The following is a 22649-nucleotide window of genomic DNA, read 5'->3' as shown; positions in this document are numbered from 1 at the left end:
GAGTTCCCCATAGATGGCCAAGGTTGGCTATTGTTTGGGGAGGCCCTGATGAAACAAGGTAAAGGAAACACAGCTCAGCTCCTATTCGACCGTGCTTTGTTTCTTGATCCTAAAGGGAAATGGATGCAATTCATGCAGAGCGAATTGCAAAAGGTGACCCGCGATGAAGTCGTGAGTGAAGACATCGAAAAGCTCCTGTCTACTCCCAAGGTTACGATCTCTGCAGCTCTTATTGTAAAAGATGAAGAACGGAGCATAGAGAGATGCATTGAGAGTATTGTAGATGCTGTCGATGAAATAATCGTTATAGATTCCGGCTCAACAGACCTAACCTTGAGCCTACTTCAAAAATATCCACAAGTCCAAGTTCATCAAAGGGAGTGGAATGATAGTTTCGCGGAATTACGCAATGAAGCACTGCGACATGTCACTTCAGATTGGGTGTTCTGGTTGGATGCAGATGAGTGGCTTCATGAGGATGATAGTAGACTAATTCGACTTGCGGCGGGAATTTACAGCAGCATGAATACTTATATTCCTGCGCTGCAGCCTTGCTTAATTAACTATGTAAAAAACGGTCATGTCACGGAATATTCCGTTCCACGTTTTTTCCAGACAAACAGAGGGATTCATTATAACGGAAGAATTCATGAGCAGATTGCCACAGAAAAAGAAGGGGTTTTTACTTCTAACGTTCTGCATAAGCCTATTGGAATTCGTCTGCATCACGATGGTTATGAACCTGAAATCAAAGCTCAAAAAAACAAAATAACACGCAATATCAACCTTTTAAGAATGATGTCGAAAGAAGAGCCCACAAACCCAGGATGGTGGTATTTTCTTGGGCGTGAAACAATGAGTACTGAAGATAAACAGAGCTCATTGTTTTACTTTGCTAAAGCTCTTGAATTAGCCGAGTCTAATCGTTATTTCGGGCGAATAGCAGAAATTCACATGTTGATGGGAAAAATCTATAGTTCCCAAAACAAACTTGAAGCAGCTGAAAAATCTTATTCTAAAGCTCTTGCACTACATCCTGATTATCCGGACGCCCACTTCTTATTGGCAAGCATAGCCGTATCTAAGGCTCAGAAATTATTAGAAGGAGCCTACAAACATGTGAGTGCAGCTTCCAACGGTTTTCATACCTATCGCGGAACCGTTGCTCCTGATCAGAGCATTCATATGTGGAAAGCCGAGTTGCTGCGCTCAGATCTTCTTGTGCTCAATGGTCACTTTGCCGAAGCGGTATCCATACTAAAAGCATTACAAGCTGAAATCCCAAGTTTGGACATTATAGATACAAAATTAAAATTTATTGAACAACAAATACACCAATTATCAAACAGAGCTTAAACGCTCAACATGGAAAAGAGGGATGTTACTTTGGTTAAACGGATTCGTACTTTAACGCTCTTCCTTGCCTTATTGGTTATGATAACAAGTTCCTACAGCGTATCGGCATCTACAACAGCAAATGAAGGTGCATATCTTACAACAGTTCAAGGTGATGTAATCGTTACGCGAGCAGGAGGAATCAAATCAATTTCTGCCTTTGCCAACATGAAGCTGTATCAAGGTGATCGAATCATTACTGGAGATAATGGGTCGGTAACAATTAAAGTCAGTCACCCTGAGTCAGTAAGATATGTGGGGAAAAACTCCAACGCTGTAATCTCTAACTTAAAGCAAAGCGTTTCCGGAAATAAATTCTCTATCAAATTGTGGGCCGGATCAATGTGGAGTTCTATATCAGGCTTAGCAAACGCTGATGAGGATTTCGTCGAAACTCCTGGCTCTAAACTACATGTTCGAGGTACTAACTTTTACGTTACGGTTCAATCAGATGGCACATTATCAATGTTCGTCGCTTCTGGATTGGTCGCTGTATCTTCAGCTAACCAACCTTCTTCAAGTGTACCCTTTTTAGTAGCACCAACACAGCAGATACGCATAAACCCTGCCGCTCTTCCTGAAAATATGAAGAATACTCTGGCTGTTGTAGATGTAGCTAACGTAGTGGGACAAGTGGATCCTTTCATTTTAAAAGCAATGATTACAAGCTCTCCTTCCATTATTGAAGAGAATAAAAAGCTTGAAATACAATTGAAGGATTCTTTGGATAAGAAAATTCAACCCGTGCTCCAACGAGATGGAGTACAATCTGACATAAGTATTAAAAACCAAGAGAACCTTATTACCTACTTAGAAAATATCAACAGATTAATGTCGAATATTACGTTCGAATCCGTTCAGCAAGATAAAGTAAATCTTAATGAAATGAATGCAATTCTTATGACTACCAACCAACAAATAAACGATCCCGATCGTAAAATTCGTTTACAGAATATTGGATCCCTTCATCCATTGGGAGGACTCGACCCAGCTACTGTCCAGAATAAGGAAAAAGAACAATCTCGTCTAGAAACTTTTCAAAAGGATGCTGAAAAGCAGCAACTTCTTCTTCAGTCGGATTTCAAAGCTAAATTGAGCTTATCCTTGCAACAAATTCTAGATAACAAACGAATCCTTGATTTTGCTAATAAGTCTATTCTTGAACAGCTTCAGAGTCATGCTGAAATGTTGTACACCGCTCAATTATCACCTGAAGAACTTACAACCTTCAAAAAAAACAAACAACTGCTTAAAATCGATCACTCAGGTTCTGCTACTGAACAAGTAGTTACAGCACCTAACTTGCCTAGTAGCCCTAGTACTCCTAGTACTCCAAATACTCCAAGTACTCCAGAAGTCACTTTAGAGCAGATCAACACAGTACAGGGCTTCAATCTATCTATTCGTTTGAAGAATTTTACGGGTTCCAACGCTATCTACGGTACCGAGTTTCACTTTCTCAGTGATAATGCCATTGAAGTCATTGGCCCAGAAAATCGATTTCTGAATACTTCATTCTTCGTTCCTGCCAACAGTGTGGATATCGTAAAAACTTATCTTGGAACTGTAGGTAACTCTTCAGTAACCAAAAAAGAAACGATTTATGCTGCAACCCAATTCGGCTCTGCATCAAACACTGCAATTTCTGACGGAATTTTGGCTACGATTCCTTTTTCTGTGAGTGGAGACGGAACGTTCAAACTGTTCTATGTTAAGATCGTTGATAGCACTGGTAAGACCATTTTGGAGTTAAACGAACCCAATGCTGCTTTGCCGGAAGCCTTAACTTTCACTAAATAAATGACTAATACAATAATCCGAAAATCTGTTCACAAGGAGTTTCTATGACTTTATTACAAAAATTAGCTCTCACTTTCAGTGCTGCCATCATTGGTTTCAGTACGAACGTAGCTTCCGCTGCTGATGTCACTCCGATATATAATGATAAAGGGAATATTATCGCCAAAATCTCTAGCATTGCTGGTAACGGGATATATGGCGAACAGGAAGGGGTTGCTTCTACTTCTTCTTTCAGGCAACCAATAGGTTTGGCGGTTGGCGCAAAAGAAAATTTGTTTATTTCAGATACTGGAAATCACAAAATTAGTATCTTTAGCTCTGATAACGTAAATACGTATGCCGGCCCTTCATCCTCCCTGCTCAGAGATTCGGGAGGACAGCCCTTGGGTGCACTTCTTGACGGAAATAAAGGAATCGCCCTGTTCCAGGCCCCTTCCGCCCTGGCTTACAGTACAGACAAAAACCTCTATATTGCCGATAGTGGTAACAATGCTATCCGGAAAGTGTCTTCAACAGGAGAAGTTGTTACTATTGCCGGAGATGGTAGGATTGGTGATCGTGACGGAAAAGGAACCGCTGCTTTATTTAATCACCCTCAGGGGATCACTGTGACAAAGAACGGGATTGTCTATGTAGCGGATACATTGAACCATGTTATTCGCAAGATTATGCCAGATGGAACCACTTCTACTATTACTGCCGCATCGGATCGTGTGGTTGAACATCACCCTGGTTTCGTATTGGCTGCCGGCGATTATAAAGATGGTCCTATCCAACAGGCTTTATTTAATGAGCCGACCGGCCTTGCACTTGATAACAAAGGGAATTTGTATGTCAGCGACTCTGGAAATCAACGGATTCGATATATTGATTTTTCCACCAATCAGGTCATCACTGTAGCTGGCAAATCGAAAGTAGAACATATTTCAATTTATAATAAAGATGCCTTATATGCACCGGGAAATTATAAGGATGGAGCTTCTCAATCGGCAGCCTTTCATTTCCCTAGAGGTATTACTCTAGATAAATCAGGTGGTCTTCTAATTGCTGATTCTCTCAATAATGTTATACGATATCTTAAAAACGGGATTGTAACTACAGTAGCTGGTAGTCAAACCGGGGAAGCCGGCTCCCAGAATGGTTTGGAGAGACTGGCTCTATTTAACGCCCCTCAGGATGTAGCTATCACATCAGATGGAACCATCTATGTGGCGGATATGGGAAATAACATTATCAGAAAAATCGATCCTTATGTCATGCCTGCAAACATTATTGGTAATAAATCTGTGATCAAAGTTGTTCTTGAGAATAAGCAACTTAAATTCGATACTTCTCCAGAGATCAATACCGGAAGAGTTATGGTACCTGTCCGACAAATTGCTGAAGCACTTGGTTTTGAAATAACTTTCTCTTCGGACGGTAGAACTATTAATCTAGAGAAAGACAACCGCTCCACCCAACTTTTTATTGGTTCCAAAAATATTAAAATCAAAGAAATAAATGGAATCGAAAAAACTAAAGAAGTGGATACAGTACCTTATGTGAAAAAAAATAGAACTTATGTTTCTCTGCGTTTTATTGCCGAAGAACTTGGAATAGATGTTCAGTGGGTTCCCACTAGTCGTACTGCCATACTCCGGAGTAATATAAATGGCGAGCTTTAAAGAATAATTTTTAAAATTGTTTTCAATTAAATAACATGTAAAATTATCCACATATAGGACACCAAAGAGATCAAGAAGTAGCCTCACTGATCTCTTGGTGTCCTATTATTTTCATATCCATGCTGCGCATAAATGTGTTTCTTCACTATTTTTGCTTATAAAACTCGTGATACAGCTTCATTAACGCCTGGTCCTCAATTCGAGATACATAGGAGCGTGCAACCCCAAGTTCCTTGACAATCTCGCGCTGGGTGCGTTCTTCCCCGCCTGCTTCCAGACCAAATCGACCAATCACAACTTCCTTCTCCCGATCATCCAAAATGTTGAGATTGCTATAAATTTTGCTTTTTTCAATCTTGAGCTGCACTTTATCTACATCGTCGTTGGCTTCTGTTCCGAGGATATCGTTTAGCGTGATTTCGTTAACATGAATGATAGACATTTCTGAAAAGCCTTGTCACTGCGGTAATCTTGGGTCGGGCAACATATTCTAATGTAAGAAAGGATACAGTCCAAACCAACACTGTTTATTCAGCGGAGTTCAAGTGGCAGTCGTCGAGGATGATCTGGCTGGTGGTGGCTCACTGAAGTAACCGAAATGAAGTATCCGGTTCAAGATAAGGCTTATTTGAGTGCGATTCTTGATTTGTCGGATAAAAGTAGGGTGTCCAGAAGTGCATCCCCTGTTTCATACTAACAGAGGATTCCAATGCACAAGTTGTATGCTGAAATATACTTGAACATGTAACTTGCAGGATGATAGGCCATCCCTTTTAACAAAGGAATGGCTGCTTTACCGTCACATTCAAATTCCGAGAGGAAATCATGGAGCCAAGGATATACTGACTCTGTATACCTACAGTAAGATGACCTTTATAGCCATACCAGATAACATTTTTTTCATGGCTATTTTTCTTGACTCTCCACTGCAGATTAATTGGCATTTGATCTCGCAGAATAGGAATACGATCAATAATTCTGACAATTAAAGAATAGATCAAGTGTCGAATAAAGGGCATAGGGGGGTCACCTCGTCTTATTAGTGAGTTTTCGTCACTCTACTAATTCGAGATTAGGGAGGTACTCCTTTCTTACCTCTTCTCTTTATAGAACTCATGATACAGCTTCATTAACGCTCGCTTCTCAATCCGCGATACATAAGAACGTGAAATTCCTAGTTCCTTGGCAATCTCGCGTTGAGTTCGTTCTTCCCCGCCTGCTTCCAGGCCGAATCTGCCAATAACGACTTCCTTCTCGCGATCATCCAGAATGTCGAGATTACGATAAATTTTGCTTTTCTCAATCTTGAGTTGCACCTTATCAATCACGTCATCGGCTTCTGTTCCGAGGATATCTATCAATGTAATTTCGTTACCCTCTTTATCCGTACCAATGGGATCATGCAGAGATACATCTTTACGTGTTTTCTTCAAAGAACGCAGATGCATCAGAATTTCATTCTCAATACACCTCGCCGCAAATGTGGCAAGTTTGGTGCCTTTACCTTGTTGAAAACTTTCAATCGCTTTGATCAAACCGATGGTTCCAATCGAAATCAGGTCTTCCTGATCTTCTCCCGTATTATCAAACTTCTTGACGATATGCGCCACAAGGCGCAGATTGTGTTCAATGAGCAAATTGCGGGAGTGGGCATTGCCTTCAGCCATGAGGCGTAAATGTTTGGCTTCTTCATCCTCAGCCAGTGGCTGGGGGAACGCATTATTTTTGACATACGAGACGAGTAACGTTAACTCTTTAATGAATAGAGCAATTGCGGTAAACAATCCGGGCACAGATGACACCTCCTGCAGTTTTACAACGATCTGGCCTGAGCACGTAAGGGAACAGGGTCGATCTATTGTATGTAGGCAGGGGCCCAGAAGTGCACGTACACTCGAAAAAGGAATGGCTTCTGAGATTATTTCACACGCTCACGAAAACGATGGAGCCCACCCGCTGAAGCAGGAGAAACTCTTTCTCCACACTTTGGATAAAGTATTTCTTCTCACCGAATATAACGACATCATTTGCGGCTAATGAAATATCACTTTTGAAATAAATCACATTGTCCGTTTCCCGGAAAGCACCTTTGTAGTAGAACATATAATCGACTCCCTAACACAGATAACTTGTATAACAAATGAACAAACACATTCAGCTTGGAGTGCTCGAATCTGTGAGATCCTCACCCCTCTTTTCAATAATGTCAAAGCAAATGTAATCTTCTTGATCCGCCATGTCAAATTCGGACTTCAATTGTATGTAGTTTATCAAATATTCATCAAAATTGTTTGGTTGGTAAGCCATTCAAAGCCCCAGCTCTGTGCATACAGAACTGAGGCTTTTGCTTACTCTCTATACAGATACCTGTTGATTACTTGAAGATTCGTTGGGAGAACTGATACAGTCCGCTGTTCCAGACAGATGGTTCATGTGCACCTACATCCTGGTACCATGTGTGGGGAATGTTCATACTGCTCAAACCATTTTTAAAGTTCTGGCTCACCCATAACAGATTGTCACTCGCTCCGCAGGAGATCCATAATAACTTCAGTTTGCTGGCTACTTGTCCAGGGTTGGTGACCAGTTGAGATACTGACATCGTATTTGGTGCTGCCGAGAAGGCGCCTACCCAAGCGAAGGTATTCAGATTCTTCAACCCGAAATTGAGAGATTGTCCACCTCCCATGGACAGACCTGCCAGAGCACGACTATTGCGATCCTTGAGCACCGGATAATTAGCTTCAATATGAGGGATCAGATCCTTGAGCAAATCTTGTTCAAATCTCTCAAATGCAGCTACTTTGTCCGGGGCAAAAATGTCACCAATCGGGCGATCATCCTTCATCGCGCGACCATTCGGGAAGACTACGATCATCTGTGACAGCTTGCCTTCGGAATACAGGTTGTCCAGAATGTTCTTAGGTTTCATGGCGTTAACCCACTCATACTCGTCCCCGCCAATACCATGCAGAAGATACAGAACGTTATACTTTTTGTTCGGTGAATATCCTGGCGGCGTGTACACCATTGCTTTCCGTGCATTGCCAACCGTTGTGGAATTATAGGTGATCAGATTCATATTGCCATGAGGAATATTATTTCGATATGAATCATAGCCAGATGGCGCCGGCACGACCTGGCTTGCAGCCAGAGCATTGCTAGCTTCATCATTGTTGGACACATTCATTGATTCATATGCTGAGTTCTGAGCCGCAACCTCACTCGAATCCGTGGCAAATGCCATCGTTGGGGCAAACATGGCAACGACCATTGAAAGACTTAAAATAATAGAAGTACGTTTTTTCATTTCACTATTCTCCTCTCCATTTTGGCAAACTTAAATAAAACCGTTTCTGAAAGCCCTTACAAAATTAGTTAGTTCACCTCCCTTCAGCAGTTCTAAAAACACTGAAAAATGTAGACTATCCTCTGATCTCACAACAGGAATTACTTATATAGTATATTTAAACTTATTTATCCATTTTTCGCAACAACATTTACGCTTTTTACGATTCGAATCGATGATTTTAGAACAGCCGGGTTTTCCTCTTCCATATTACCTTCCAAATAATAATTTAAAATTGTAAAATAATGTTGTTAAATTGAATATTTTACCTTATCATGAATTTCAATAGGGGGTGTCCATGACAAGTTACAACAGGCTCGCGATATTCTTCTTCTGAGAAATGTTTTCGCAAAGGTCCCAACGTTTCCGCCAATTTCTTTTGCAACTATTTTATTTTCTGGGAGGAAAATGATGATGTACAACGTGCGCTCGTCGATTCAAAAAGCATGGGCCTATTTTCTGGTTATTGCACTATTACTGCCTTTACTTGTGGGCTTATGGCCTTCTAATGTTCATGCTGCTTCTAACAATGAAGGAAATATAACTCTAACCGCTGATAATGAATTCACACTGTTTATAAACGGCAAACAGACGGGAAATGGCAACGACTGGACCAAAGCCTACACGTTCCCTATCGCGATACAAACGGGTACCAATGTTATTGCAGTCCAAGCGAAGGATCTGGGCCTCTATGCGGGACTGCTAGCAGATCTTAGCTACGGGGATGAGAATCTGGTTACTGACTTCAACTGGAAAGTATCCGAACGATATATTCAAGGTTGGGAACAGCCAAAGTTCGATGATACGTCATGGTCACGCGCTTCAGATTTCGGACGGTATGGCAGTGATCCCTGGAAAAAGATTAGTGGCATGCCCGAGGAGACCAGTGCACGCTGGATCTGGGCAGGTAAAACCAACGTTGATACTCCCGTTTCAGAAGCATACTTTCGAATCTCTTTTAACGTCTCTGAAGATGGACTGGCAATCAGCAATCCCATGTCTTCCTCAGGCCAGTTTGAGCAAGTGGATTATCAGTTAAAGCCGACCCAATCTATGCCCTCTTCCATTGCGAGGAAGCTCCCCCTAGTCAATGCCGTCTTTGAAACGGTTGAAGAAAAGGGCTCTATAGAGCTCAATTCTCAAGAGGCTGCTCAGCTCGGCAACAACCTTGCTCCTGGTCAGATCTTTCTGGACCAGTCTTCGGCCCGGGCCATCAAAGTGGCGAGCATTAATAAAAGCTCTGTTGGAGTACGGGTAGAATACACCACTCCAGGTGTAGAAGAACTGTTCGATTATTATGATATTCCCGAGCAGGAGGTATCTTTCGAAGAGCGAAATATCGTCATGCCAGATCCTGACATGGTGTTGGACAGTAAGGAATTTCTTGTACAAGAGACCCCGTCCTTGTCAGAAGCGAATATCGCTGACGATTCTGAAATGCGACAATTCAACATAGATAACACCATTCAAAATGATGCGGATGCCAATCCAGATATGGTTGCGGATGCAGAATCAATGGATATCACTTCCATGGATATGAATGATGTGACTTCCATGGACGAGAATGATGTGAAAGCTATGGATATGAATGATATCATTCGTGCTGCTGGAGCAGGTGATTTTGCCAATTGCAAAAAATCCGGCAACGAGTTTGTCTGTGATTTTAAGAAGGTACTTGTAAATCAACAAAATGCAAACGGTAACAAAGTGTACGTTGAAGCAGGTGGCAAGCTGACCTTGATTGCACCCAAAGTTACAGGGAAATACGGATTTTGGGGAAAATACGATCTGAAATTTACAGCCGGTGAAAAAGCGAACATCTATATCAAAGGCGATGCCAAATTCAAAAAAGAGGTCAAAGTTCCAATTATGGGCTTGAACCTTGGTGCGGGTAACCTCGGAGCCGTATCCGTTGGCGTATTCCTGGTTATCGGCATTGACGGTAACGTCACCTTTGAATTCCAGGTCGATCAGGGATACACGGTTACTGTAGGCGTCAAAGGAAAAACGCGTGTCTTTATTCCCGTGAAGATCCAGCCTTACAGCAGTGTGAACAGATACCTTACGGTAACTCATAAAATCGAAGGACAGATCACTGCCTGGGCAGGAGCCAAAGCAGAAGTCGGACTGAAAATTGCCGGCAAAAAAATATTGGAGGTAAGTGTTTTCGCTGGAATTGAAGGCACCGGGAAATGGACAAGCAGTACTGACGTGCCGAGTGCCATGTCTCTAACCATTGATGCTCTGGTCAAAGGGGAAGGCGCTGTATTTAATAAGTCCTTCAAGCTCTTCGAACTGCGCTGGAATCTGGTTAGGCTGGTGAAAAACCCTACCAATCCGGGAACCGGACAGAATCTGGCACGAAATGCTGCCATAACGGTAAACTCCACCTATCCTGGGTATTCTGCAAATCGAATCAATGATGGCGACCGTAACACGGCATTGGGGGAGAACTATAGCTGGGCCAATGACCGTAATTCCTCGCTTCCACAATATGTCGTAATTGACTTGCCGACAGCTAGTTCTATCAAGCGAATCGATTTATATACTACCCAGGGATACCCTCTTGCCAATTATGATCTGCAATACTGGAATGGCTCAACCTGGGTGAATCTCGTACAGATTACAGGCAATCAGGAGTTAACGCGATCACACACGTTTACAGCGGTCAGTACCGCCAAGGTCCGTGTCGTCGCGAGCAGGGGGCCTGCCCATCAGCCAACCTATGTTCGAATCAATGAGCTTGAAATCTATTAAAGCGACATAACCAAAAAGCCTCAGCTTCCTGCTATTAAGCAGGAGGACTGAGGCTTTCTTGACTATACTTTTAGTGTACGGATACTGGATTAACCACGTCTGGCCCCTCGGGTGAGGTCTGTTTGTCATTCATCAACAGACTGATGAATAAACCGATCAAACCCAGTGCAGCAATAACTGCGGCATACAACGGAACTGAAATAAGTCCCGTATGCGTGATGGCATACCCACCCATATAGGCACCAGCCGCATTCCCCAGGTTAAACGCCGAATGACTTGAGGTTGTCGCCAGCAGCGGCGCTTCACGGGTCATATTCATGATTCGAATCTGCAATCCTGGCATAATGCCAAACGCAGCAACACCCCAGAAGAAAATCGTGATTACAGCAAGATACGGATTCTCCAGCGTCAGCGTGAGTGTAGCCAGAAGAACGGCCAGGATTCCAAAGTTGACGATCAACGAAGGCATCAACTTCCAGTCTGCCAGACGGCCGCCAACCATATTGCCCAGGGTTACACCGAAGCCGAACAGTACCAGAATCCAGGTTACACTCTGCTCGGCAAAACCGCTAATGTCCATCAGCATCGGTGCAATATAGGTGAACACAGTAAACAGGCTTCCACAGCCCATCGCCCCAACGAGCAGAACCAGTAACACTTGTGGACGAACCAGATTCCGGAATTGCTGTCCAAGGTTCGCTGGTGCTCCTTGCGGAATGACTGGAATGAAACGAATAATGCCGATTAACGAAATGATGCCTAGAATTGTAATTGCCCCGAAGGATGACCGCCACCCGAGCTCTTGCCCGATAAATGTACCAAAGGGAACACCAATAATGTTGGCAATCGTAAGACCTGCGAGCACAACGGATACAGCGCCTGCCCTTCTCTCCGGTGCAACCAGGCGAGTCGCCATAATTGAACCTACACCGAGGAACGTACCATGGGCGAATGCCGTTAGAATTCGTGCCGAAATCAGCAACCCATATGTTGGAGCAATCACTGACAATGCGTTACAGATGATGAAAATGCACATGAGCAGCACCAGTAATTTTTTCTGCGGAATCTTGTGTGTGAACACAGTGAGGATTGGTGCGCCAACGGCCACACCGAGCGCATATCCCGTGATGAGTTGCCCTGCTTGCGGAATGCTCACATTCAGATCTGTTGCCACGTTCGGCAATAAGCCCATAATAATAAACTCAGTCATGCCAATGGCAAATGCCCCGATCGTCAGGCATAACAGGGATAATGGAAACACCCCTCGTTTACCGGACTGTGAAGCTTGTGGTTCTGTTGTATGTTCTGCCTTGCTCATGGATGTTCTCTTCTCCTGTCTTTCATATGTCTGTTTGTTCTGTTTTTATCGCACTTTATCCACGATGGCCTGTCGCCTTCAACCATAACCCTTCAGATAATTGATCGAGCGTTTCACGCATGGCCAGCTTGTCCCGCCAGTTCTCCGGAATGCCACTGAGCCCATAATAAGCACCAGCAATTTGTCCGTACACAGCCCCAGTCGTATCCGCGTCATCACCCAGATTAACAGCGAGCAACGCGCCTTCCTCATAGCTTGAGGATTTATAGAACGCCCATAAGGCTGCTTCAAGTGAACGCACAACATAACCACTCCCCTTGATTTCAGGCGGTTCTTTACTCCGATAGGAACCCGTAACAACCTCTTCGATTGCTGGTGAAAAAGAAGGCTCCACCCTCCACTGTCGGCATGTCTCCGGTAACAACATAACGTTCTTGTCCGCTCCGCGTATTCCAGCAACAAGTATCGCAGCAAGCACCTCACAGGCTTCAATACTTTCCGTTGCAGCATGGGTTGTTCGGGAGCTAAGCCCTGCATAATGAACCGCCTCTGCTGGCTGATTGGCATAGGCCATAGCGACTGGAGCAAGCCTCATAATAGAGCCATTGCCCGCCGTCATCGGGTCCATCGATCCGCTGTAGGCTTCCTCCGTTCTGGCAAACCGCTCTAGTGCACTTCGTGTGGCTCCACCAATATCGAAGCACTCTCCCGTGCTGCTCATGTAACCAACCTTGTACCAATTGGTATATCTGCGCATCTGATCGCCAGCATCGAAGTTCTCATGACGTATGAGACTTTCCGCGAGACACAGTGCCATTGACGTATCATCCGTCCATTGTCCGGCCTTCAGCCCAAATACACCGCCACCAACGATATCTGTAACAGCTTCAAACGTGCCCGGACTGCTGAATTCCACAGTCGTCCCGAGTGCATCACCCGCTGCAAGCCCGATCAAACATCCATCGAAACGGTCCTTTTGCAGCATCTCATATACCTCCCTTATTCCACATATTTTCATACTCATTCTTCCATTCTCCCACATGCGCTGATCCTGCGTAAAGCCAATTAAATCAAATTGCATTTGTTCCATTTCTTCTATTATAAAAGTGTCGAAAGCTGTTGAACGGTCAACGAATCCCATTTTCATAAAAAACATTTATTTTTATTGCACTGAAAAAACAGTTTATTCAGTACACCGCTTACATGTAAAGAGGTTAACGCTTTACAAAGTTCTGCATTTTCTGAAAATGAGTCATACATATGAAAATTTTCAATGTAAACAATCATAACGCGCTTGATCCCTCAGTTTGTCCTATGTTACGGTTTTATTAGCTTCACCGCATATTTTTTCCCAGATTAATCATTATTTCCGGGTTACTGCGTCAACTAACATCCCGCAGGTTAATGAATATACAGGAATGAATTTGCAGAAAACTTTCATTTCATTCAATTACCAAATCAATTCTGAAACAGGAGGAACAAATTTATGATTAAGGCACTGGTTTTTGATTTCGACGGAACGATTATTGATACAGAGACAGCGTGGTATATTGCTTTTCGTGATGCTTACAAGGAACACGGCGTGGATCTAACTCTGGAGATGTATTCACAATGCATCGGTACCAGTCTGAAAACATTTAATCCTTATGAGTACCTCATCACAGATTTGAATCTTCCGATCGATCGGGAAGCGTTCAGGAAGTCTGTTCAGCTACAGCACGCTGCATTGATGAACAAAGAACAGGTTCGTCCAGGCATTCAGAACTATCTGGATGAAGCACGTAAAGCCGGACTGAAACTGGCTGTAGCCTCCAGCTCCAAACGAGACTGGGTAGAGCAGCACCTGGAACAACTGAACTTGAAGGATTATTTTGAAGTCATCCGCACGGCAGATGATGTTGCCCATGTGAAGCCTGACCCGGAACTATACAATCAAGCGCTTGAAGCCCTTGGAGTAACTGCAGACGAAGCCGTAGCGATTGAGGATTCACCTAACGGCGCGCGTGCAGCTGCTGCGGCTGGTATGCACTGCGTAGTCATCTCGAATACCATTACAGGAACACTGGAATTTGATATGCCTCACCAACGGCTGTCTTGCTTGACTGACCTCGAATTTAACGATTTGATCTCGAAGCCACTCGTTGCTACCGTCTAAGGTCCTGCACGAATTTCGAAATTCAATCTTTGAAGGGGGAGTTCACACATGAAAGCTGTACATTTTGGTGCGGGCAATATAGGCCGCGGTTTTATCGGTCATATGTTGTCCGCTTCCGACTATGAAGTCTGCTTTGTCGCACGTAACCCTAAGAAAATCTCCATGCTCCAACAGAGACAGGAATATCCGATTACACTTGCCAACGCAGATCAGGATACCACGATGGTTAACAATGTGACTGCCATCAACGTAAGTGAGCAGGATCGTGTAGCTGAAGAGATCGCTACAGCGGATCTGATTACCACCGCTGTAGGCGTATCCGCACTCGGCGATATCGCCGAACCCATCGCCAAAGGCATTCAACTCCGCATGAAAACCAATAATCAGGCACCACTGCACATTATCGCATGTGAGAATGCCATCGGCGGTAGTACCCGGCTGAAGAAACGCATCTTTCCATTCCTTGATGAACAAACCCGTACCAAAGCCGAACGTTATGTTTCTTTCCCCAATGCAGCTGTGGACCGGATTGTTCCGGCTCAGAACCACAAAGACCCGCTGCAGGTCACTGTTGAACCTTTTTACGAATGGATTGTTCATCGTCCTGCAATGCTGGAGGGTTTCAAGGAAATCAATGGCGTCCATTATGTGGATTCGCTTGAACCTTATATTGAGCGTAAGATGTTTACGGTTAATACGGGACACTGTGTCGCTGCATACTTCGGATATCTCAAAGGATTCAAGACCATCCGGCAGGTGATGAGTAACTCCACGCTTCGTTCCAAGGTACGTCAAGTTATGGAAGAGACTGGTGAGATGCTCATCCAGAAACATGGATTCAACGCTCAGAAGCACAGCAAATATATCGACACCATATTGGAACGCTTTGCCAATCCGAATCTGACGGATCAGGTCACCCGGGTCGGACGTTCCCCCCTTCGCAAGCTTTCGCCTCATGATCGGCTTGTTCGCCCAGCGATGCAGGCCAGTGAATTCGGAATTGATATTCCTCATTTAACTTCTGCCATGGCGGCCGCAATGCTGTTCAATGACGAACGTGACGAGGAAGCTATGAAACTCCAGCACATGATTTGTGAAGATGGCGTCTCTACTTTCATCCGCGAACGCATGGGCATTCCCGAAGAACACCCCGTTCATCAACAAGTGATCGCCCGTTATCAAGAACTCAAAGGGAGCAAGGAATTGACCATATTAACCTGAGTATACTTTGGAAAGACATTGGGCTAATCCCGCTAACAGAATAGAAACACGGCGAAGAAGCCGGGAGGAACCTGTGCACTGTAGCGTTCTTTCCGGCTCTTTTCACGTTGATATTCAACAAAACAGCGTGTCACCTCTTTGGAGGAAACACGCTGTTTCACGATATGGATATGGATCATGTTAATCAGGTTTATTTCATGGATCGACTCGTTATGATACTACACATCAGGCCCAGTCTATTCTTTCATGATAGAATTAAGGGACGCATAGACCATAGGCAAGAAACCTTCAGAAGGTTCACCAACAGGTGCGTTGATGTGGAAAATGAACCCCTTTCCATCCAGTTCTTTAACTATAAAATACTGTGTCTTCCTATCATTCTGGGACATCATGAACAGTTTGGCATCCTTCATCGGCCCGTTGTTGAGCTGTTCAGATGTTAACTCCTTTACTTCCCCAGTCTCCGACAACTCTTCCTTGGCATCCATCTTCAGAACATCCAGATTGAAATCCGCCGGCAGCTTCTCAATCTCTACCTCATAATCCGGGTCAATCTTCATTGTTAATTCATGGTCTTCTACGTCAAAAGCCATCGGCTCGAATACATAGAGTGAATACCCTTTTGCTTGAGCCAGTGTCACCGGGCGCTTCTCGGTCATGCCTTCGACCGTCACTTCCAACTCCGCCGTCTTCGGACGATCCGATGTTATCACACCGCCTGCATTGGAACCGTTGTTGTCATCAATCGATTCAATTTTGGCAATCTCTGTGAGTATCAACTGTTTGGTCGTTGCATCGATGGTTTTCTCTACATATTTGAAACGAACCGAGTCTTCATCATCCATATCATCCAGGGACTTCTGCAGACCTTCGCCCACCTGAAATGACATCGGCTCTTCGTTAACACGAATCTCCACGGTGTGCGGATCAGCCCATCCGGTCAGGATGCCTTCCGCTTCTATTGCAGCACTTTCCTCCGGCTGTTGCCCCGGCGCTGGTGACTGTTCCTCCGTATTATTCACAGGTGGCTGTACAGCAGGATTACTATTCCCACAGGCTACAAGCGAGAATCCCATAAGTAAAACCAGCAGGGATGCACTGACTTTTATTGTATTATCTTTTCGTACTTTTCGCATATGAACACCTCCGTTAGCTTATACGCAATGATGCTTGTCCATGTTGCTTCTCATCCATTGGTTTGGCTGTATACTAGTATTTACACGGGAGACAGGCAGATCAATCATGCAAAATGTTCGAACAAATGCTTGAGGTCCTCTATTCAACCTTCCTGATCCATCTGTACCAGTTTGGCATTGGCTCCGTTGAAGGCTTTGGTCTGTAAATTGAATTGTTTTCGGATTTCAGCGAGCTTCGTATATTCACTATTTCGAACCCGGATAGCCCGCTTGATCTTAACCAGATTAGGATCAACACTTTTCCTCATCAGCCCATATAACTGCTCATCTGCTTCCAGACTGTGTTGATACGAAACTACAAAATTCTCAAATGTCCGTGCTCTAGCTTCATATTGATCCAGCACCTTCTCAGCCTGAGCCAGTGTCTCTTCGTTTTCAAATGACAGTTCTTTCAGGGAAACGCGCAGGTCCGCGGTGTCTTCGTTAGTCTGTTTCATGACCCCCTCCGCTTGCTTCAGCACCATTCTTCGCTCATTAATATGGTTTCCCGCCTGATCCAGCAGCGCTTCGATATCACTATTTTTGTTCTTTCCTTTATCTAAAACAGATTTGTATAACGCCATATCTTCCTGCTCAAGACGGGATAAGTCCTTCAGGCTCTGATCAATCTTCTGACCGCTTAATACCAATTGATTCACCTGATTTGCCGCAGGCTCCTGCGGCTCTCCACAACCGCTTACCAGCAGAATTAGCCATACGCTAACTGCCGCAAGCGCCACTTTTTTACTCGTTAGCACCCAAGCCCTTCCTCTCATGTATCATCTTGTTGTTATATTATAAGCGGCTATCTCCGCTGAAATTGGCTACCCAGTGTGCATCCGGATCGTATACTTCGAACTCGTAACCCCGATCTTCCAGCAATTTCAGAATCCGTGGCAACGCCTGAACCGTCTGCTCACGCTCATGCATCAGAATCACTTCCTTGTCGCGATGTACACTTTTGCTCACTCGTGCCACAATCTTGTCCGGCTGACCCGGAAGATTCCAATCGAGTGAATCTGTCGTCCAATCCCACATTTTGAACCCGGCTGCAGCAATATCACCTCTGAACGTCTCACCGATCTGTGGACTGCTGCCATAAGGTGCACGAATCAGATGAGGCGTAAAACCAATCAGATCATGCACCATCTTCTGCTCTTTCTTGAACTCTTTCACAAAATTTGCAGAACTGCCGCTCTTATACAGCTTTTTGTAGTTATGTGTGATGCTGTGGAGTCCAGGATAACTGCCTTCCTTCAACAGCCGTTTCACTGCTTCTGGATGCTGATTCAACTGACGTCCGATCATGAAAAATGTCGCCTTCGCCTCATGTTGCTTCAATATATCCAGCAGCTGTTCCGTATATTCCGTTGGCCCATCATCAAACGTTATGTATGCCAATTTGCGAACCTGACCCTGGAACCGTGCCGGCTCCTCCTTCGCATCCGGAGTAACTTGTATCATGCCGAGCTTGGCGGGTTGTTCGATTACAGTAATTGGAGGTGGTGCTACAACGCTTTTGATCCAATGCGTCATTCCAAGGAATACATATGTAATACCGATAACGAACAGTACCACGAGCATTAGCGCTATGCTCACCCTTCCATACCGGATTTTTCTTCGTTTGTGTGTTTTCGTGCGACTTGTGCTAGGCGGAATACTGCCACGTTCTCCCGCTCTCTCTTGTTGGACTCTCACTGTCATGCCACTTCCTTACTTTCATTTTTTCCCGATTTTTGGTATATTATCTCGTTTCATGTCTCTATATAAAAGATTAATAGAAAAATCGTTTGGGAGAATGACAGAATAGTTACAAGCCCGGTTACAATCTGCTTATCTCTTCTCACTCTATCCGTATATTCATCTCTTAATGATCTTTCCTGCAGGTATCTTCTCCTGTATAATGAAGTGATTTACGCCATCAGACTTCAAGAAGGAGCTACACCCATGACAAGCTCGAATCGTGCCGGCAGATCTATCTATCTGCTATTCTTTGTCGGCATTATCGCCATTTCTTTCTCCTCGATCTTTGTACGCTGGTCTACCGCAGATGTTGCGGTCATTGCCATGTACCGTTTATTTCTGACCAATCTGCTCATGCTCCCTTTCGTCTGGAAGTACAGACATGAGATGATGCGATTGAGCTTTCGACAGTGGGGACTGCTGCTTGCTTCCGGTGTAATGTTGGCCCTGCATTTCCTGCTCTGGATGGGATCACTGCGGCTCACGAGTGTTGCCAGTTCCACGGTTATTCTCGCGCTGGAGCCTATACTGATTCTCGCGGGTTCGGTATGGCTGTTCAAAGCCAAAATTAACCGCATGATGATCATCGGCATGGGCATCGCCCTGCTTGGCTCGATCGTCATTGGTGCAGGAGACTTCCAGTTAGCAGGTACTGCACTGCAAGGTGATGTCCTGTCTTTGCTTGGAACAATCGCCGTCGCCGTTCATATGCTGCTGGGTCAATTTTTGCGTGCGGGACTTAGTGCATTTTCGTACAACTTCTGGGTATTCTTTGTCGCTGCTTGTACGCTGGCGGTATATAATCTGATCATGGGCCATTCGTTCGGGGGTTACGCTGCATCGGAGTGGGGAATCTTCCTGCTGCTCGCCATTGTGCCCACGATCTTCGGACACTATCTCTTCAACTGGCTGCTTCAATATATGAATGCCACGACGGTATCCATGGGCGTACTTGGGGAACCCGTATTCTCTTCATTACTGGCCTGGATGTTGCTCGGCGAATCCCTCAGTGCAATACAGATGTCTGCCGGGGTCGTCATTATATTCGGAGTATGGGTCTTCATTCGATATGGCAAAACCAAACCTCAGCCGATTCCCGACGACGCTCCTATCGCTGGTGAAGGGCCTATTGAACCTACAACGGTATAACGTATTTTTTCGTAATGCATAGTTATAAACGACTCTACCACTCTCATAAGGCGGTGTATTTCCATGAAAAATATTGTATCCATGCGCTGGCTGCTTGCCAGAATGTATGAACCGGATGTCGTCATTGCAGATTGTCGATTCCTGCTCGGTCAACCGGATGCTGGACGACAAGCATATGAAGCTGGACATATTCCAGGGGCAGTCTATCTGGATTTGGAAAAAGATCTGTCCTCTCCTGTATCTGCGCACGGAGGACGTCACCCGCTTCCTGATCCAGCTGTGCTCGCAAGTCGCCTCTCCAAAGCAGGAATTGGCTCCAATGCACGCATTATTGCCTACGATGATCAAGGCGGCATGAATGCCTCACGATTGTGGTGGTTGCTTCGCTACATCGGTCATGAGCAGGTGTATATCATGGACGAAGGCTTCTCCGCTTGGCAAAATGCCAAGTTCCCGGTGACCACGGATGTGCCCGTGCAGATCCCGTCTTCCTTTGAAGTGAACGTACAGCCGCAGATGCTGGCAAGTGTGCAAGATGTGCAACAAGCCTCGGTAACTGGCAGCGCTGTGTTGATCGATTCTCGCGATGCTCGACGCTTCGCCGGTCTGGAGGAACCGATTGATGCGAAGGCCGGACATATTCCGGGTGCGGTGAATTATTTTTGGAAAGATGTGTTGGATTGGGATGGACGTTGGACAGGTACTGAGGTGTTAGAAGAACGTTTCAGTAAGCTGGACAAGGATGGCGCGATCATCGTGTATTGTGGCTCCGGCGTATCAGCCTGCCCGAATGTGGTTGCGCTGGAAGAAGCGGGATATACGAATGTGAAGTTGTATTCCGGGAGCTGGAGCGATTGGATCAGTTATGAGGAGAATCCGGTGGCTACAGGGGAAAAATAAAATAAGTGTAGGAAAGTACAAAAAGCCCACGCTCACCGTGGGCTTTCACTAGTGTCTAAAATCTCTTCTTCAATAGTCTATCTGTTTTTTCATGGATCAGGGCTAATTATTATTTTTTCACTTTCCCATCAAATCCAACCTTATACACGGTTTCTTTCTTAAAAGACAGAAATGCAAAACCACCCTCTACTTTTCCCAAAAACCGATCATTAGTATCCAAAGAAAGCAACTTGTTCTTTTTACCTGTATAGCCATTATAAACATGCATATCACTCTTAAAATTGCCTAAGTTATCTTGGGGCTTATCAGTTGTATAATAGAACTTATTATCGACATATGCCATAGGGTAAAGACTATCCTCTTTCGAGACAAATGTTTTTTTTCTAGTTCCATTCAGATCTGCAAGGACACCTATATAACTGTCATTATAGCGTCCTTCCACCACCTCCGAAAAAAACAAAACATCGCCATAAAATTCGTATGTCGACACACCTTTTGAGGATATTACCTTAGCTCCTGTACCATCTTTCTTCATACGATACAATTTGCCATTACCATAGTCTTTATAGTATATATACCCTTTATTAATCCTGATAAATTTATTAATTCCAATATCGTTAAAAGGAGGTTTAGACATAACAATCTTTTCCTTCGTGCCATCTGTTCTCATTGAGCCAAAAGACAAAGGAGTTTGTAAATCCTCGCCTTTTCTCCTTTTCAAAAAGTAAATCGTATCTCCTACAACTTCAATACTTGAAAAATCTGCATCCTGGCTTATATAAGTAAATGCTGAACCATCTTTTTTAATTTTAGCGATCTGATAAAACCACTCATCTGTCCCATCCGCTACCAAGAAATATATCCACTCTCCAACCGTTTTTGAATCTCGAACATGCTTAGGATAAATCGTCTTTGTTGTGCTTTGGTTATCTGTGAATGTCGTAACGTTAATTCCAAAGAATCTTTTAAACTCATTATCACTATCCCAAACTAGAGAATCTCCAGGAGCTCCCGCCCCATATGCGGGTACTACTCCAAACAACATAATCACAATTAACAACGCTATTATATACTTTTTTTTCATCTAACTCTCCCTAAAATATGTATTTTTCTACAGTCATTATTGTAAATTGTATTTACATATAACACAATCATTCTCTCTCGATTCCGATTTCACTTTCAAAATTCAATATAAAATGATTGCTGGCAGAGAAAAGTTTTTCCTTTATATGGCCAACTTTGGTGCAGGCATCGGTGTTCTGATGGTGGATTCCTCCATGACCCCTTCGTCTGACCGCTGGGAAGGGTACTTGTAACCCATGGGATTTGCGCACGGAGGACGTCACCCACTTCCTGATCCGGCTGAACTCGCAAGTCGCCTCTCCAAAGCAGGGATTGGCTCCAATGCACGCATTATTGCCTACGATGACCAAGGCGGGATGAATGCATCTCGGCTATGGTGGCTGCTTCGCTACATGGGACATGAGCAGGTATATGTCATGGACGAAGGTTTCTCCGCTTGGCAAAATGCCAAGTTCCCGGTGACTACGGATGTGCCGGTTCAGATTCCGTCTTCCTTTGAGGTAAACGTTCAACCTCAGATGCTGGCAAGTTTGGAGGATGTACAACAAGCCTCGGCTGATGCTTCTTCTGTGCTCATCGATTCTCGCGATGCTCGCCGCTTCGCCGGTCTGGAGGAACCGATTGATGCCAAGGCTGGACATATTCCAGGGGCGTTGAACTATTTTTGGAAAGATGTGTTGGGTGCAGAGGGACGTTGGACTGGCGCATTAGAAGAACGTTTCAATAAGCTAGACAAGGATGGTGCGATTATCGTTTACTGCGGCTCCGGCGTGTCAGCCTGCCCGAACGTGATTGCGCTGGAAGAAGCGGGATACTCGAATGTGAAGTTGTATTCCGGGAGCTGGAGTGACTGGATTAGTTATGAAGAGAATCCGGTGGCGGCGGGGGAAAAATAAAGACAAAGAGCCCACGCCAAACGCGGGTTTCTTTGTAATTTCAT

General features: G+C 44.5%; 18 protein-coding genes and 3 pseudogenes. 10 read left to right on the top strand and 11 right to left on the bottom strand.

The annotated features are described in order from the left end of the window. The first annotated feature begins 48 nt into the window (after positions 1 to 48). From C0Q44_RS12070 to C0Q44_RS12060, 3 genes are read left to right on the top strand one after another with little or no spacing between them, the layout of a single operon-like run. Complete coding sequence (locus tag C0Q44_RS12070) at positions 49 to 1356, top strand: glycosyltransferase family 2 protein (protein WP_181150951.1); 1308 nt, start codon at positions 49 to 51, stop codon at positions 1354 to 1356. Positions 1357 to 1386: 30 nt separating this feature from the next. Beyond that, positions 1387 to 3195, top strand: a complete 1809-nt coding sequence (locus tag C0Q44_RS12065; RefSeq protein ID WP_181150950.1) for a FecR family protein — start codon at positions 1387 to 1389, stop codon at positions 3193 to 3195. 44 nt (positions 3196 to 3239) lie between these two features. Then, positions 3240 to 4859 (top strand): stalk domain-containing protein, encoded by a 1620-nt coding sequence (locus C0Q44_RS12060; protein ID WP_105407442.1) that lies wholly within the window; start codon positions 3240 to 3242, stop codon positions 4857 to 4859. 145 nt (positions 4860 to 5004) lie between these two features. Here the strand turns inward: C0Q44_RS12060 and C0Q44_RS12055 are convergent. The 5 genes and pseudogenes from C0Q44_RS12055 to C0Q44_RS12035 form a co-directional block, all read right to left on the bottom strand. Further along, positions 5005 to 5283 (bottom strand): annotated as a pseudogene (locus C0Q44_RS12055) (sigma factor-like helix-turn-helix DNA-binding protein); the annotation flags it as partial. Positions 5284 to 5624: 341 nt separating this feature from the next. Continuing rightward, positions 5625 to 5815: pseudogene (locus C0Q44_RS30925) on the bottom strand (IS5/IS1182 family transposase); the annotation flags it as partial. A 135-nt stretch (positions 5816 to 5950) separates the two neighbouring features. Further along, the gene (sigK, locus tag C0Q44_RS12045; RefSeq protein WP_105407441.1) at positions 5951 to 6652 is read right to left on the bottom strand and encodes an RNA polymerase sporulation sigma factor SigK; all 702 of its coding nucleotides are present in this window, start codon (positions 6650 to 6652) and stop codon (positions 5951 to 5953) included. Between the two features lie 130 nt (positions 6653 to 6782). Next, the gene (locus C0Q44_RS12040) at positions 6783 to 6962 is read right to left on the bottom strand and encodes a hypothetical protein (protein WP_105407440.1); all 180 of its coding nucleotides are present in this window, start codon (positions 6960 to 6962) and stop codon (positions 6783 to 6785) included. Between the two features lie 271 nt (positions 6963 to 7233). Next, a complete protein-coding gene (locus C0Q44_RS12035; RefSeq protein WP_374955097.1) occupies positions 7234 to 8049 on the bottom strand; it encodes an alpha/beta hydrolase in 816 nt (271 codons plus the stop codon). A 573-nt stretch (positions 8050 to 8622) separates the two neighbouring features. On the opposite strand from C0Q44_RS12035, the gene C0Q44_RS12030 reads away from it, so the two are divergent. Then, positions 8623 to 10965, top strand: coding sequence for a galactose-binding domain-containing protein (locus C0Q44_RS12030; RefSeq protein WP_146113445.1), 2343 nt, complete (start codon positions 8623 to 8625; stop codon positions 10963 to 10965). A 70-nt stretch (positions 10966 to 11035) separates the two neighbouring features. Here C0Q44_RS12030 and C0Q44_RS12025 read toward each other — a convergent pair whose 3' ends face one another. Both C0Q44_RS12025 and C0Q44_RS12020 read right to left on the bottom strand, forming a co-directional pair. After that, on the bottom strand, positions 11036 to 12283 hold the full coding sequence (locus C0Q44_RS12025) for an MFS transporter (RefSeq protein ID WP_105407437.1): 1248 nt from the start codon (positions 12281 to 12283) through the stop codon (positions 11036 to 11038). A 55-nt stretch (positions 12284 to 12338) separates the two neighbouring features. Next, on the bottom strand, positions 12339 to 13268 hold the full coding sequence (locus C0Q44_RS12020; protein ID WP_105407699.1) for an ADP-ribosylglycohydrolase family protein: 930 nt from the start codon (positions 13266 to 13268) through the stop codon (positions 12339 to 12341). Positions 13269 to 13769: 501 nt separating this feature from the next. Between C0Q44_RS12020 and C0Q44_RS12015 the strand changes: the two genes are divergently transcribed. Continuing rightward, positions 13770 to 14438 (top strand): HAD family hydrolase, encoded by a 669-nt coding sequence (locus C0Q44_RS12015; protein WP_105407436.1) that lies wholly within the window; start codon positions 13770 to 13772, stop codon positions 14436 to 14438. A 48-nt stretch (positions 14439 to 14486) separates the two neighbouring features. Further along, entirely contained in the window at positions 14487 to 15659 is a 1173-nt protein-coding gene (locus C0Q44_RS12010; RefSeq protein ID WP_105407435.1) for a mannitol-1-phosphate 5-dehydrogenase, read from the top strand. Positions 15660 to 15895: 236 nt separating this feature from the next. On the opposite strand, the gene C0Q44_RS12005 is transcribed toward C0Q44_RS12010, so the two are convergent. The 3 genes from C0Q44_RS12005 to C0Q44_RS11995 form a co-directional block, all read right to left on the bottom strand. Next, positions 15896 to 16795 (bottom strand): hypothetical protein, encoded by a 900-nt coding sequence (locus tag C0Q44_RS12005; RefSeq protein WP_105407434.1) that lies wholly within the window; start codon positions 16793 to 16795, stop codon positions 15896 to 15898. A 143-nt stretch (positions 16796 to 16938) separates the two neighbouring features. Further along, complete coding sequence (locus C0Q44_RS12000) at positions 16939 to 17592, bottom strand: YkyA family protein (RefSeq protein ID WP_181150949.1); 654 nt, start codon at positions 17590 to 17592, stop codon at positions 16939 to 16941. Between the two features lie 37 nt (positions 17593 to 17629). Continuing rightward, the gene (locus C0Q44_RS11995) at positions 17630 to 18532 is read right to left on the bottom strand and encodes a polysaccharide deacetylase family protein (RefSeq protein WP_258166257.1); all 903 of its coding nucleotides are present in this window, start codon (positions 18530 to 18532) and stop codon (positions 17630 to 17632) included. A gap of 249 nt (positions 18533 to 18781) precedes the next feature. Here C0Q44_RS11995 and C0Q44_RS11990 point away from each other — a divergent pair, with 249 nt between their 5' ends. Together C0Q44_RS11990 and C0Q44_RS11985 are read left to right on the top strand one after the other, a co-directional pair. Next, on the top strand, positions 18782 to 19726 hold the full coding sequence (locus tag C0Q44_RS11990) for a DMT family transporter (protein WP_105407431.1): 945 nt from the start codon (positions 18782 to 18784) through the stop codon (positions 19724 to 19726). Positions 19727 to 19789: 63 nt separating this feature from the next. After that, positions 19790 to 20626: a sulfurtransferase gene (locus C0Q44_RS11985; RefSeq protein WP_105407430.1), complete on the top strand. Its 837-nt coding sequence runs from the start codon at positions 19790 to 19792 to the stop codon at positions 20624 to 20626. 109 nt (positions 20627 to 20735) lie between these two features. Here the strand turns inward: C0Q44_RS11985 and C0Q44_RS11980 are convergent, their stop codons facing one another. Then, positions 20736 to 21710 carry a DUF5050 domain-containing protein gene (locus C0Q44_RS11980; protein ID WP_105407429.1) on the bottom strand — a complete coding sequence of 325 codons (975 nt, stop codon included), beginning with the start codon at positions 21708 to 21710 and terminating at the stop codon, positions 20736 to 20738. 46 nt (positions 21711 to 21756) lie between these two features. Here C0Q44_RS11980 and C0Q44_RS30175 point away from each other — a divergent pair, with 46 nt between their 5' ends. Then, complete coding sequence (locus C0Q44_RS30175; RefSeq protein WP_181150948.1) at positions 21757 to 21942, top strand: hypothetical protein; 186 nt, start codon at positions 21757 to 21759, stop codon at positions 21940 to 21942. After that, a pseudogene (locus tag C0Q44_RS11975) lies at positions 21943 to 22605 on the top strand (sulfurtransferase); the annotation flags it as partial. Positions 22606 to 22649 lie beyond the last annotated feature (44 nt).

The sequence above is a fragment of the Paenibacillus sp. PCH8 genome (assembly GCF_002968835.1).
Classification (GTDB): Bacteria; Bacillota; Bacilli; order Paenibacillales; family Paenibacillaceae; genus Paenibacillus.
This window is presented reverse-complemented; position numbering and strand designations above follow the sequence as displayed.

Excerpts from the sequence above, each read along its gene's own strand:
- C0Q44_RS12070 (WP_181150951.1), top strand. The coding sequence starts at position 49 with ATGAAACAAGGTAAAGGAAACACAGCTCAGCTCCTATTCGACCGTGCT.
- C0Q44_RS12060 (WP_105407442.1), top strand. The coding sequence starts at position 3,240 with ATGACTTTATTACAAAAATTAGCTCTCACTTTCAGTGCTGCCATCATT.
- C0Q44_RS12040 (WP_105407440.1), bottom strand. The coding sequence starts at position 6,962 with ATGTTCTACTACAAAGGTGCTTTCCGGGAAACGGACAATGTGATTTAT.
- C0Q44_RS12035 (WP_374955097.1), bottom strand. The coding sequence starts at position 8,049 with ATGAATGTGTCCAACAATGATGAAGCTAGCAATGCTCTGGCTGCAAGC.
- C0Q44_RS12030 (WP_146113445.1), top strand. The coding sequence starts at position 8,623 with ATGTACAACGTGCGCTCGTCGATTCAAAAAGCATGGGCCTATTTTCTG.
- C0Q44_RS12025 (WP_105407437.1), bottom strand. The coding sequence starts at position 12,283 with ATGAGCAAGGCAGAACATACAACAGAACCACAAGCTTCACAGTCCGGT.
- C0Q44_RS12020 (WP_105407699.1), bottom strand. The coding sequence starts at position 13,268 with ATGCTGCAAAAGGACCGTTTCGATGGATGTTTGATCGGGCTTGCAGCG.
- C0Q44_RS12015 (WP_105407436.1), top strand. The coding sequence starts at position 13,770 with ATGATTAAGGCACTGGTTTTTGATTTCGACGGAACGATTATTGATACA.
- C0Q44_RS12010 (WP_105407435.1), top strand. The coding sequence starts at position 14,487 with ATGAAAGCTGTACATTTTGGTGCGGGCAATATAGGCCGCGGTTTTATC.
- C0Q44_RS12005 (WP_105407434.1), bottom strand. The coding sequence starts at position 16,795 with ATGCGAAAAGTACGAAAAGATAATACAATAAAAGTCAGTGCATCCCTG.
- C0Q44_RS11990 (WP_105407431.1), top strand. The coding sequence starts at position 18,782 with ATGACAAGCTCGAATCGTGCCGGCAGATCTATCTATCTGCTATTCTTT.
- C0Q44_RS11985 (WP_105407430.1), top strand. The coding sequence starts at position 19,790 with ATGAAAAATATTGTATCCATGCGCTGGCTGCTTGCCAGAATGTATGAA.
- C0Q44_RS11980 (WP_105407429.1), bottom strand. The coding sequence starts at position 21,710 with ATGAAAAAAAAGTATATAATAGCGTTGTTAATTGTGATTATGTTGTTT.